17 protein-coding genes and 1 pseudogene are annotated in these 12381 nt (G+C 35.8%); all 18 read right to left on the bottom strand.

Annotated elements, in window-relative coordinates:
- Positions 1–2: 2 nt before the first annotated feature.
- Positions 3–458, bottom strand: a complete 456-nt coding sequence (locus tag CKV70_RS05700; protein WP_014600739.1) for a MepB family protein — start codon at positions 456–458, stop codon at positions 3–5.
- Positions 448–900 carry a GNAT family N-acetyltransferase gene (locus CKV70_RS05695; protein ID WP_014600738.1) on the bottom strand — a complete coding sequence of 151 codons (453 nt, stop codon included), beginning with the start codon at positions 898–900 and terminating at the stop codon, positions 448–450. Before CKV70_RS05695 ends, CKV70_RS05700 begins: the two co-directional genes overlap by 11 nt.
- Positions 901–924: 24 nt before the next feature.
- Positions 925–1458 (bottom strand): hypothetical protein, encoded by a 534-nt coding sequence (locus CKV70_RS05690; RefSeq protein ID WP_014600737.1) that lies wholly within the window; start codon positions 1456–1458, stop codon positions 925–927.
- Positions 1459–1847: 389 nt separating this feature from the next.
- Positions 1848–2285, bottom strand: a complete 438-nt coding sequence (locus tag CKV70_RS05685; RefSeq protein WP_014600735.1) for a hypothetical protein — start codon at positions 2283–2285, stop codon at positions 1848–1850.
- Positions 2275–2748 (bottom strand): hypothetical protein, encoded by a 474-nt coding sequence (locus CKV70_RS05680; RefSeq protein ID WP_014600734.1) that lies wholly within the window; start codon positions 2746–2748, stop codon positions 2275–2277. Before CKV70_RS05680 ends, CKV70_RS05685 begins: the two co-directional genes overlap by 11 nt.
- Before the next feature lie 85 nt (positions 2749–2833).
- Positions 2834–3253, bottom strand: coding sequence for a hypothetical protein (locus CKV70_RS05675; RefSeq protein WP_014600733.1), 420 nt, complete (start codon positions 3251–3253; stop codon positions 2834–2836).
- A gap of 36 nt (positions 3254–3289) precedes the next feature.
- A complete protein-coding gene (locus CKV70_RS05670; protein WP_014600732.1) occupies positions 3290–3658 on the bottom strand; it encodes a hypothetical protein in 369 nt (122 codons plus the stop codon).
- Between the two features lie 11 nt (positions 3659–3669).
- A complete protein-coding gene (locus CKV70_RS14620; RefSeq protein WP_009914925.1) occupies positions 3670–4110 on the bottom strand; it encodes a hypothetical protein in 441 nt (146 codons plus the stop codon).
- 481 nt (positions 4111–4591) lie between these two features.
- Entirely contained in the window at positions 4592–5059 is a 468-nt protein-coding gene (locus CKV70_RS14615; RefSeq protein WP_014600730.1) for a T7SS effector LXG polymorphic toxin, read from the bottom strand.
- Positions 5056–5413 (bottom strand): annotated as a pseudogene (locus tag CKV70_RS05660) (hypothetical protein). Before CKV70_RS05660 ends, CKV70_RS14615 begins: the two are co-directional and overlap by 4 nt.
- Positions 5414–5698: a DUF3130 family protein gene (locus CKV70_RS05655; RefSeq protein ID WP_014600728.1), complete on the bottom strand. Its 285-nt coding sequence runs from the start codon at positions 5696–5698 to the stop codon at positions 5414–5416. It abuts the pseudogene before it with no gap.
- 257 nt (positions 5699–5955) lie between these two features.
- Positions 5956–6312 carry a VOC family protein gene (locus CKV70_RS05650; protein WP_014600727.1) on the bottom strand — a complete coding sequence of 119 codons (357 nt, stop codon included), beginning with the start codon at positions 6310–6312 and terminating at the stop codon, positions 5956–5958.
- A gap of 64 nt (positions 6313–6376) precedes the next feature.
- The gene (locus CKV70_RS05645; protein WP_014600726.1) at positions 6377–7150 is read right to left on the bottom strand and encodes a helix-turn-helix domain-containing protein; all 774 of its coding nucleotides are present in this window, start codon (positions 7148–7150) and stop codon (positions 6377–6379) included.
- A 227-nt stretch (positions 7151–7377) separates the two neighbouring features.
- The gene (guaA, locus tag CKV70_RS05640; RefSeq protein WP_014600725.1) at positions 7378–8934 is read right to left on the bottom strand and encodes a glutamine-hydrolyzing GMP synthase; all 1557 of its coding nucleotides are present in this window, start codon (positions 8932–8934) and stop codon (positions 7378–7380) included.
- A gap of 128 nt (positions 8935–9062) precedes the next feature.
- Positions 9063–9467 (bottom strand): PTS sugar transporter subunit IIB, encoded by a 405-nt coding sequence (locus tag CKV70_RS05635; RefSeq protein ID WP_003732712.1) that lies wholly within the window; start codon positions 9465–9467, stop codon positions 9063–9065.
- Positions 9468–9527: 60 nt separating this feature from the next.
- Positions 9528–9836 carry a putative quinol monooxygenase gene (locus CKV70_RS05630; RefSeq protein WP_014600724.1) on the bottom strand — a complete coding sequence of 103 codons (309 nt, stop codon included), beginning with the start codon at positions 9834–9836 and terminating at the stop codon, positions 9528–9530.
- A 12-nt stretch (positions 9837–9848) separates the two neighbouring features.
- Positions 9849–10673 (bottom strand): NAD(+) synthase, encoded by an 825-nt coding sequence (gene nadE / locus CKV70_RS05625; protein ID WP_003727000.1) that lies wholly within the window; start codon positions 10671–10673, stop codon positions 9849–9851.
- 11 nt (positions 10674–10684) lie between these two features.
- Positions 10685–12175, bottom strand: coding sequence for a nicotinate phosphoribosyltransferase (locus CKV70_RS05620; RefSeq protein WP_003721509.1), 1491 nt, complete (start codon positions 12173–12175; stop codon positions 10685–10687).
- Positions 12176–12381: the final 206 nt, after the last annotated feature.

Raw genomic sequence — 12381 nt, 5'->3', positions numbered from 1 at the left:
AATTAATGGTCTTCTTTTCTTATAGAATAATTTTTAAAATACACCTGTTGCCAAGCTTGCGTTTTTTTCGCTATTTTATTTAAATCCTGACACCACGTTGGATAAAATCTAGCAGCCATTTTTCCAATACTAGCTTCACTAGTTAAAATTCCTTTATCAATTAAACATTGTCTTGGAAAAACAAATAAACCGTTCAAATCACCATCAATAACAACAATACATAAAAAATCAGCGCAATCATTCTCATCAAAAGGACAATTCTTCCCAAATTCATCTTTCTCCCAAAAAGCAACAAAGTACCCTGCTTTTTTATCCGTTTTCTTCGCCAAACGCGTACGAATCGTTGTGCCATCTTTAGCCGTCTTTACAATCATTCCTCGATATTCTTTGTTTTGTAGTTCTTCCTGAATTATTTCAAGTTCACCAAGTTCGTTTTGTAACAGCTGTTCATATTCCATTAACTCTCTCCTTCAGTTGTAAATGAAGAATTGGATAAGGGTTCCCAAAACCATCCAAGTCACTTCTGGAAGAAACCACAAATCCATGCTTCAAATAAAATCTCGTGGCATTTTCATTTTGTTCATTCACATCCACCAAGTTTATCCGCTTATTTTCTATTAACCAAATAAGAATCTGACTCCCATAACCATTACCCGTAGCTATCGGATTAAGAAATAACATATCTAGTTCCCGCTCGCTCGTCCCACTAAAACCAACGATTTCTTCACCAGCAAACCATAAGAACAGTTCCACATTATCTAGAAACAAAGGAATTTGTTCTTTGTAAAACTGCCTATCTTCCGCAGCTAAAAAAGCATGCGTTGCAATAACTGACTTTTCCCAAATCGCTAAAATCATCTGGTAATCTTGATTTTCCGCTCGTTTATTTATAAGTATCATTTTTTCAACTTCCTATTTTTTTATTTACGCAAGTTCTTCGGTCAAGATTAATAAAGAGTCCCCATTTTCATCTGTTGCCGTTATTTCTAGAAAATCAAAACCGTCCGTTTTTACTTGTTCCCATGGTATATGCCTATCGTCAATTAAAACTACATGACCATTTTCATCAAATTCATATTCTTCTTTCTCTGATTCATAATCAATGCCAATTCCTATAGATAAACGAATATTAGATAAATTATTTATAGGATATTTTTTTAATTCTCTATTTTGTGTAGCCTCTTCCTCAAACTCATCACAAAACATACTATCATAGCCATAATATGCGCCATCATAAAGCAAAATTTCTTTCCCGGATAAAGTGCTTTCCGCTATAATTTTTAATGGGATTTCGGAATCTTCTCTAGTAATTAACTGATCGCCTTCTATTTCTTCCAGTGTTCCGCAATATAAAATGTCAAAAGTTTCCTCTTTATTTATTGTTACAATTTCTACATTAAGAAAATCATTAATACTTAGCTCTTTAGCTGTGCTTTTCAAATAGGATGGAATCAACATTTTTCCTCCTCAGTAATTGTGTATACTGATTATAACCTGATTTTTCTTATAGTCACTACTTTTTCCCCTAATATTTACTATCTACACCGAAAAGCATCTTCTTATAGTTTAATTATACTGTGTAAAACGCATAAATCAATTTAACTTTCATTTACAAATTAAACGACACTATCTTCCTTCTCCCAACAACACTCGCGCCCTCCATAACCATAAAAGACCTATTGGGTTGAATCTTACTATAACTTACGCCCTCTTGTTCATATAAAAAAGAACACATTGCATTCCCCATGGAATAGAAATTCACTTTTTTTAGGGATTATTTCTTTTGAATTATTGTCCATTTTCATAGTTGAACTCCTCTTTTCTGCTACATTCTCAACATTTCTTGGTCAAATATTTAAACTCAAACTATCCTTCAAGTGCCCGATTACCTTTTTAGGAACACCGGCTAATTTATACTGCTTATAAGCTTCCAACCACTTGTCATCTCCATTAAGTACATTGTTCCAATGACGTGGAAGACCTCTTGCAAGTATTAAAAATGAAACATCAACTCGTTCACGCACAGAATTATATTTTGGCAAATTCTCCCTATCTTTATCATCAAAGACATGTAAAAAATAAGACCATACATCATAACTAACAAGCGAATTATCTTTATCACGAGATACATAATTCAAAGAAACTTCATCAAAATGAATCAAAAAAACAAGCGCAAAATTAGAACCAAAAAGTGCTAGCTCCTCTTCAGATATAACTTTATAATTTAACTTATATTCTTCTATTAATGGTTGGAATCTATTTATAAAATCTGCTTCATATCTCATTTTGAAATCCTTCAATTTTTTTGCCGTTGATATTTTTTATAATAGTTTGATAGGCTGAATACTCGTCTTTGTTAATAGCTCTCGGCTCATTATAAAACTTATTCTCTTTAAACTTCTTTACCCAGTCATTTTGACCAGATAATACTTCAGGGAAATATTTACTTAAACCTCTCGCATGAATAAGTAAGCTATTAGAAATTTGGTCGGTCAAATTATTTGCAGGGATGATATTAGCTAATAATTCTTTTTCATAATTTGAAAATAAAAAATTGGTTATTTTCACTTTTTCTAACCTCTGAAGGAACAGGTAATAAATATCAATGCCTTCTCTACTTTTCCAAATAGTTAGAGCATAATTAGGGTGAAACAACATTATTTCGTCTTCATTTACTTTAATTAAGTTAAATTGATATTCTTGAATTATATCCGCAAAGTTATTTTCTACTTCGTGCTTAAACTCCATTAATTCCACCAACTTTGTTATTTTTGTATTAAGATTTTATGCAATCAAATTCATAGGAATAATGCGGTTCTCCTAATATGCATTATTATCGAGTCAATAGTTCACGTTCAATAATACTCTTCTCCAAATTCGAAACAAATTCTTTATTTCCATAGTCGCTTAATGTTTCACCCCGTAGCAATTCTTGAAAATGGTTATTGAATACTCTTTCGCAGATTATTAATTCATTAATTATTTTCTCGTAAATTGTTTTACTAGGAAATAATCCGTCTCGTTCTATGTGAGTTAGTTTTGCGTTTAATAAATTATCTAGACTAAATTTACAGAGCATCGAATTATCTAGTTTGAAATAATGCCAATCAATCCCGTCCGTACTCCATCCTATACCTAAAGCATAATTTTTTCCGATGAAAGCAACTTCATTATTATCTATTTTAGTTAGCATCAATTGATACTTTTGCTCGTATCCTTTGAATGTTTTTTCAACTTCTTTGTGGAAATCCAATTGATCACAGTCCTTTTTTTACTATAATTCCAGTTATTATTCTTTCAAGAAGTCTTCTACCATTCCTCTACTTTCTTGGCAAAATTGTAAGTTAATAACTTTAGCATAATTTTTTTCAGCATAATCAAGTAACTCTAATATATTATCTAATTTATTCTGAGGGAACGGTATCTGATTTCTTCTTACAAAAGCAATCCATCCAAGATTAAACATTTCATTTTCTTCCAAAAACTTTATATTAATATTACTTACATTATCATATCTTTCATAACCGATGACAAAAGCAATTTTCTTGTTTGAAAATGTGATAGTAGCGTCCGTTATTTCTATTAATTTAAAATTATTATGGAGTAGAAATTCACTTTTTTTAAGGATTATTTCTTTTGCATTATCGTCTAATTTCATGCTTGAATTCCTCATTTCTTCAACTTCATTGTGCTTGTTTTTACATCATAAGCATAACCATGTTGTAGTAAGTATTTATATTCACGGCCAAAACCCGTAAGTTGTTTAGTCCCAGCGATGTATAAGTTTTCTACAGTCGGCTTTGTAGCCATAGCTACGTCATCTCCTCGCTGAATCGCTTTATCTAGGAAAGGCTGATTAAACTCCTCCCAAAATTGTTTTGGATTAATATATAATTCATCCGGTGCATTTAAAAGATTGAATCTATTTTTTTTCATTCCAAAATCTAATGATTTTATATTGCCTAATTCTGTTAGTACATTTTGAGTATCGGAAACATAAGTCCCTAAAACCGTCGTAGTCTCCCATGGACTCGTTTTTAACTTTATGCCAGATGTAGGTAAATAATCAAGTTTTCGTACTTGCCCAAACTCAGCATAAAAGCTACTCACTCCAAAAACTCCAACATATTGAAAAAACACAGTTGAGCCATCTACTAGCCTCTGTCCGCCACCGATTCTTTCAGCAGTAACTGCATCCAAACCATAAACCGCGCGATAAAAAGCTCCAACGCCAAACAACTCGCGCATACCGGTTTCATTTTGCCAATAAATCATTTGTTGGTTAACTAAATCTAATGTGGCTTCCGTATTTAGTTTGCCGTTAGTCGTAACATATCCGGCACGATTTCCCTCTGGAATATAGGGAAGCATTCCGATATCTTCCATAGCTTTTACTTTGTCATCTATTGCTTTTTGAGATGCGTATAAATCAACAAGTCGTTCAAAGTTTGAAGCAGACAATTTATCTACTTTATACATCCCAGTTTGGCTATTAAAAGAAATGTTCGCCTGAATATCACGCACACCATGATTGATTGCTTGAGCTAAGTCACTTAATTCTTGAAAAAAATGACTATGAGCACGTTCAAAATCAAGAAATTTTTCTAAAAGTTGTTCTTTTTTTATAACTGGCAAATATTTGCGTTTGAAGCGCATTAATTTCGCCCTGCCTAGAAACTGCTGTCATCGAACTCAATTCTAACTGAATGTGTTCTAATTTATTTTCTAAACGATTTATTTTCTGATCTAATTCATATAGACCATCTGCATCAATTTTTGCACTTGGAGAACTATCTACTTGGCTGTGAAAGTCGGTAATATATTTCCTTAAAGATTCTTCGCTGACTTGTAGCGCTTGTTTGATAGAAGCACAAAGAGGCAAATAAGTCGCTGCATAATATCCTTTAGACGCACTAATTGCTTCCCCAGAGAGCGAATCATCTTGCAAATAAGCAGTGATAGCATTATGGATTGCCGTAATTTGTGTTTTAGCCTGTTGATTGGCTATTTTTAATTCATGTGAAAAATGGTTTACTTCAGCAATATCTATTCGAGTCATAAACGCATCTCCTTTGTGATATCCTGTTGTTTAGTTTCGAGCGCGTGGAGATTTTGTTGATGCTTTTTTTTGCTCGTTATTTAGTTCGGTTTGAATATCGTTAGTCTTGCAAGCAGTTTTCTGGTTGTAATGATTTACCTCGTCTTCTATTTGCCAAAAAATATGCTCTGCGTGTTCTCCTCGCCAAACTTCTTTCATATGATAAAGGATGTCATCCATTTCGCGTCTAGCTTGATGAATATCTCCTTCCACATCCTCTAAATGTCTAATTTTATTTTTAATAGCGTATAGAACGTCATCTTCTCGCTCCAGCTCTTTTTTTATTTCACCTAATTCTTGGGTACGTTTATCCACTTAACGCACCTCCAAATTCATCTTCTGGCTGATGGATTTATCTTGTTTTGCAAAAGCTTCCCCCATTTGCTTGATTCGAGTAGCATCATCTTGCGCAACAGATCCTAAATTTTCGATGCCTTCAAGCAGTTCAAGTAATGATTCCCGAAGAAGGTGGATAGAATTAGTTTGCGTATAACTCATGTTTTCATTTTTAAGGGGATAGTAATCTAACTTTCCCGCAATATCACCTAGGGTTGTGGCATGATTATTCATTTTTTCTTTATTAATATGAATTTTTGTCATGGTTGTTTTCCCTTTCTGTATGTGAAGTTTGTATCATGGTTCTATTATAATGATATTTTCTTGGGTTGTCATTTAGTAGCATTGAAAATGGCATTGTAAATAATTGATGTCAAAGAATATTCTTTATGATCTGAAATGTAAAAATTAATATCATTTAGTTAAAGTCACCTTTTTAAGCATTGTTTCTAACATCAAAAAACGACGAATTATACATCCGTCGTTTAAGCGTTACATCCATCCTATAATCTTGTTCAAATCTATTCCTGATCATACAACCAATAGAATGACAACTTATTACCATCAGGATCAGAGAAGTCAAAATATCGAATAATACCAGGTACATCTTCTATCACCTCGTCAGTTATTACTCCAAGTGTTTTTAAACGTTCAAATTCCACATCTAAATCCTCTACCCCTAAGCGTAAAACGTTTTCTGAAACATTTATTTTTTCTTCAAAAAGTTGAATCCAAACTGAACCAATTTGATATTCAATAACCCCTTCAACTGGTGTTAATTTTTCATCACTCATAAATAGTTTTTCATACCAACTAGCAGATTTCTCCAAATCACTTACTGGTAGTCCTATAGTGATACTCTTTGCATTTAAAGCCATATCTTATCTCTCCTTTTCGTTAGCCTACAATTATTTTAACATTTCATAGTCAAACAATATTGTTCTAGATTGTGTTCTTCAAACAGGAGATTAAAATTTTTCCCACATTAGCTAATATTGGTGGATCTTCTGGTATTGGTTCTCTCAGCTTAATCGCGTAATGATTGCCAGAACATTTAGGAAAAGATAGCTTTTCATCTTCTTTCCCTCTCAAACTATTACTTAAGTTAAAATAAGATAGAATGTTATTAGACTGGCTTATCGCACAAGCTAATAAATAATAGTCTCCGCTTGGAATATTTTTCAATTGATTTCCTATTAAATTTTTAGTAGCTAATCCCGATATAGGCATATGATTCGGTATAAGAGTACGGAAAAGTCCAATAAATATGATACCCTTCTCAAATTCATCAGGTACATCAATAGTTACATTGCAAAAAGAATCATTATTTTCTTGAAAATGCGCTATTGACTTATCCTTATTATCATTTTCAAAACGTTTCATATCATAAAAAATATCATTCATTTCGGTTTTGTATTTTCTAGGAGAACTACCTGTATATTTTTTAAACGTATTTGTGAAACTACCACTACTTTCAAAACCTGAATGTTCTTGTAAGTCGAGTATGCGTACTTCTTCATCAAGTTCAATAATCGCCTTTTCCACTTTTAAACTAGAAAGAAATTCAACCACACTGAATCCATTAATTTCTTTAAATTTTCGACTAAAGTGATGTTTATCATAACCAAAGTGAGCAGCAATTTCCTCACTTGTCATTTTTCTACTAACAGCTTCTTCTGAAACGAAAGAAAGCATTTCCGGCATCTTCGTTTTCATCGTTCCCCCTCCTTTTTAGAACAGTTTTTTCTAAAAATCATATTAATAAATAAATTATATTACAATTTAGTATTAAAATGTAAGCCCACAAAAAACAAATCCCTGTCAAGCATCATCTTGACAGGGATTTGTGGTAGGAAACCATATCATTTTTAATGAAAATCAAGCATTTCATAAGTTGAAAAACGTTGATTTATTGATATTCCTATTCTTATTATGTTAGCTTTCTATTCCCACTCAACCGTAGCTGGTGGCTTACTCGTAATATCATAAACAACACGATTCACATGATCCACTTCATTCACAATCCGTACCGAAATTTTCTCCAGTACATCCCACGGAATACGTGCCCAGTCTGCTGTCATACCATCAATACTCGTCACCGCACGAACAACCACAGTATGGTCATACGTTCTACCATCACCCATAACACCAACGCTACGGATATTTGGAAGTGCTGTGAAATATTGCCAGATTTCGCGCTCTAGACCTGCGTTTTTGATTTCTTCGCGCAAGATATAATCAGAATCACGAACAATCTCTAATTTCTCTTCCGTAATTTCGCCAAGAACGCGGATTCCTAAGCCTGGGCCCGGGAATGGTTGGCGCCAAACGATAGCGTCAGGCATGCCAAGTTCTGTTCCTAGTGCGCGAACTTCATCTTTGAACAGTGTATTTAAAGGTTCGATTAGTTTAAATTGCATATCTTCTGGTAGACCGCCGACATTGTGGTGAGACTTGATTGTTTGGGCAGTTGCTGTACCACTTTCGATGATGTCTGTATAAAGTGTTCCTTGAGCTAGGAATTCTACGCCGTCTAGTTTGTTAGCTTCATCGTCAAATACGTAAATGAATTCGTTGCCGATGATTTTACGTTTTTGTTCTGGATCAGAAACGCCAGCAAGTTTGTCCATGAAGCGTTTTTTCGCATCTACTTTGATGATGTTCATGTTGAATTCGCCTTGTAATGTCTCCATTACTTGGTCAGCTTCCCCTTTACGAAGAAGGCCGTGGTCAACGAAAATACATGTTAGTTGGTCGCCTATTGCTTTATGAATTAACACGCCAACAACAGAGGAATCTACACCGCCAGAAAGGGCAAGCAAGACTTTTTTGTCGCCTACGATTTCTTGGATTTTTACGATTTCTACTTCACTAAAGTTTTCCATTGTCCAGTCGCCTTTACAGCCACAAACATTTAATGCAAAATTCTTCAGTAATTCGTTGCCATAAACGGAGTGACGTACTTCTGGGTGGAATTGCACGCCGTAAAGTGAACGTTCTTCGTCCGCAATACCTGCAATTGGGCAAGATTTACTAGTAACTGTTACTTCAAAACCAGCAGGCTCCTCAACGACTAAATCGCCGTGACTCATCCAAACAACTTGATCGGTTGGTAGTCCAGCAAATAAACGGTTTGGCTTCTCAACGTGAATGTCCGCTTTCCCGTATTCGCGGTCTTTCGCACGTTCTACTTTGCCACCGAAGTGCGTTGTCATTAATTGCATGCCGTAACAAATTCCCAAAATCGGAATTCCCATGTCAAAGATTCTTTCGTCAGCGCGGAAGGCATCTTCGTCATACACACTGTTAGGTCCTCCTGAAAAAATAATCCCCGTTGGATTTAGTGCTTTCATTTCTTCAACTGTAATAGTATGCGGATGTAATTCACTGTACACACCGAATTCACGAATGCGGCGCGTAATTAGTTGATTGTACTGACTACCAAAATCTAGAACGATAATTTTCTCTTGCTCGGTAAAGTCTTTCATAATTTTAAACAAAACCACCCTTATCTATAAAATGAAACCGCAAAATCGCGGTTACTTCACAATAATATAAGAAAAGGACAAATCACTTGTCCTTTTCATCTTCTTTCATTTTAACGTTTCCCCTCTAAAGTTGCAACACCTTATTTGGAATTTTTCGCGTTCATTAAGGCTAGACCTTGCGTGAGAATCTTATCCCCGCGCATCCGACCGAAATCGAGTGAGTCAATATTAGCGCAAGGAATATTTAGTTCGCCTAATACTTCCTCCACTGTTTTGTACATATATTTCACTTGTGGTGCTACTAAAACCGCGTCAACCTGTTCTTTATAATCACGGAATTTCCCTGCTGTAATCGCGCCGACCGGTCCCATAACAACAACCAAATCCCGCTCGCTATATTTCTCGAGAAAACTATCTTTATATTTCACATCATCAGGAAATAGTAAAACAGCGTCCATTCCTTCCGACGTCGCGCTTTTCACGACATTTTGTGCCATTAAGCTTGACGTCGCACCGCCAGCACAAACAATCATCAACGTTTGCATTTGTCATCCCTCCAAAAAAATGATTCCAGGAGAGTCCCAGAATCATTCTTGTTGTTAAAATTATACGCCTTTTCCACCGAGTATGTCTAATTCTTGTATTTGTTTTATTTCTTTTATCATCGGTTTGGCGCGCGCAATTATTTCTTGTACTGCTGGGTTATCAAGTGATGCTGCATGATGCCCTTTGTCGACCCAAATCTCAGAAACAAACACCGTATCTGCCTCGGTTTCAGATTCACTGACGATATATTGGATACACGTGTTGTAATCAGCCAAAGCCTCTGCTGCTTCAAGCAAGATTTTCACTAAATTGTCTTTTTCTCCTGGGTGTGTATAAAATGCAGTTAATAAACCATAACCAACTTTCATTTAAACAGCCTCCTATTTCCAGAAATCGTCAAATATAGTAATTGCCATATGGCGTTTATGTTCGGTTTTAATAAACCAGTTCTCAATTTTTGCCGCAGCATCTGCTGGAACTTCTTTGCCTTCCAAGTAATCGTCAATTTGGTCATAAGTCACACCAAGCGCGACCTCATCAGGAAGTGCCGGTTTATTATCTTCTAAATCTGCTGTCGGTTTTTTCAAATATAGATGTTCTGGGCAGCCGAGCTCTTTAAGAAGCGCCTTGCCTTGTCTTTTATTCAAGCGGAACAGTGGGTTAATATCCGTTCCACCGTCGCCGTATTTCGTATAAAAGCCAGTAACAGCTTCTGCGGAGTGATCGGTTCCAACAACGACGCCTTTATGCATTGCCGCAATCGCATATTGTACTTTCATCCGTTCGCGCGCTTTTTCGTTACCTTTAGCAAAATCAGATAGTTCCACTCCCGCTTCCGCAAGCGCCGCAACACTCGCATCCACTGAAGCTTTAATATTTACGGTTAAACGATTATCTGGTTCCATAAAGTTCAGTGCATCTTGACGGTCCGATTCATCTAGTTGCGTTCCGTATGGCAAGCTCACAGCGAAGAATTGGTACTCATCGTCACCTGTTTCCGCTCGCATTTCGCTTATCGCCATCTGTGCTAGTTTTCCTGTTAAAGTCGAATCTTGTCCCCCAGAAATCCCAAGAACAAAGCTTTTTAAGAACGTATTCTTTTTTAAATATGCTTTTAAAAACTCGACACTTTTTCGGATTTCTTCATGTGCATCAATCGTTTCTGCCACTTGCATATCTGCTAAAATTCTTTCTCTGATTTCCATTATAATTCCTCCTAAAACGGCATATCTAGTTCAACTGGTGAATGAAGCTGGACACTTTTACGTACCTTTTCGATATTACGCATCTTATTTTTCCAACATTTTACACTTAAATCAACTGGGTATTGCTCCGGACGAACGGTTCGTTTGTATTCGTCCCAAAGTAGCGCCAAGTTCTCTTCTTTATAAGCTTTAATTTCATCGAGTGAAGGCATATCATACACAAGTTCCCCATTTTGGAAAATCGGTACAAGTAGCTCACGCGCGGTGAAATTCTCGACTGTCTTCATAATATACGTATGAACTGGGTGGAACATTGTTAGTTTGTCGACATTCTCAAGTGATTCGTCCGCTAAAGCAATATAATCGCCTTCCGCTTTCAAGCCATCTTCATTCGTAATAATCCGGTAAACTTTCTTTTTACCAGGTGTCGACACTTTTTCGGTGTTACTTGAAAGTTTAATCGAATCTTGTAAAATATCATTTTCATCAGCAATTGCCGCCATTTTGTAAACGGCACCTAGTGCTGGTTGGTCGTACGCGGTGATTAGTTTTGTGCCAACGCCCCAAGAATCGATTTTTGCTTTTTGCGCTTTTAGGGATAAAATAGTATGTTCGTCTAAGTCACTTGAAGCAAAGATTTTTGCTTCTGTAAAGCCAGCTTCGTCTAACATTTGGCGTGCTTTTTTAGATAAGAAAGCCATATCGCCACTATCTAGGCGGATGCCGATAAAGTTAATTTTATCGCCCATTTCTTTCGCCACTTTAATCGCATTTGGTACGCCAGATTTTAGCGTATCGTATGTATCTACTAAGAAAATTGAATCAAAATGCGTTTTTGCGTAACTTCTAAATGCTTCTAGTTCGTCGCGGTAAGCTTGAACCATCGCATGTGCCATCGTACCAGACACAGGTATGCCGAAAATCTTCCCAGCGCGAACATTACTTGTCGAATCACAACCGCCGATGTAAGCTGCTCGTGTGCCCCAAATAGCCGCATCCATTTCTTGTGCACGTCTTGTACCAAATTCTGCAAACGTTTCGTCGTCAATAACAGAACGGATTCGCGCCGCTTTTGTTGCAATCAGCGTTTGGAAATTCACAATATTAAGCAAAGCTGTTTCGATTAATTGTGCTTCCGCTAGACTTGCTTCTACTTGAAGGATTGGCTCTGTTTTAAAAACAAACTCCCCTTCTTTCGCAGCAAGAATATTTCCTTTAAATTTAAAGTTACGTAAATATTCTAGAAAAGGTCCATCAAAACCAAGTTCGTCGTGTAAATAAGCAATATCCGTTTCTGTAAAACGTAAATTTTGCATATAATGAATAATTCGTTCTAGCCCCGCAAACACAACAAAACCCGAATCAAATGGCATATCTCGGAAAAACACTTCAAACACCGATCTACGCTCATGAAGTCCATCGTCAAAATACGCTTTCATCATATTTAGTTGATATAAGTCTGTATGCAGCGTTAGACTATCATCTTGAAATAAATTTGTCATTTCTTCTGCTCCTATCATTTTTTATAAGCATTAATTTGACTTATTATATACCAATTATCATAGCATATAAAAGGTAGATTCACTATTAAATTAACTGTTACTAACAAAAAAAGAGCCTAAGACATAGTACTTCTAATGATGCAATGGCACACTTGAATCAATTGTTTACAAGTGTACTAAAGATCCGAAGTATTTTGTCCTTTGTC

Origin of the sequence: Listeria monocytogenes (genome assembly GCF_900187225.1) — a bacterium.
In the GTDB taxonomy this organism is placed as follows: Bacteria; Bacillota; Bacilli; order Lactobacillales; family Listeriaceae; genus Listeria; species Listeria monocytogenes.
Note: the sequence above shows the minus strand (reverse complement) of the source record. Positions and strands in the feature narration are given on the sequence as shown.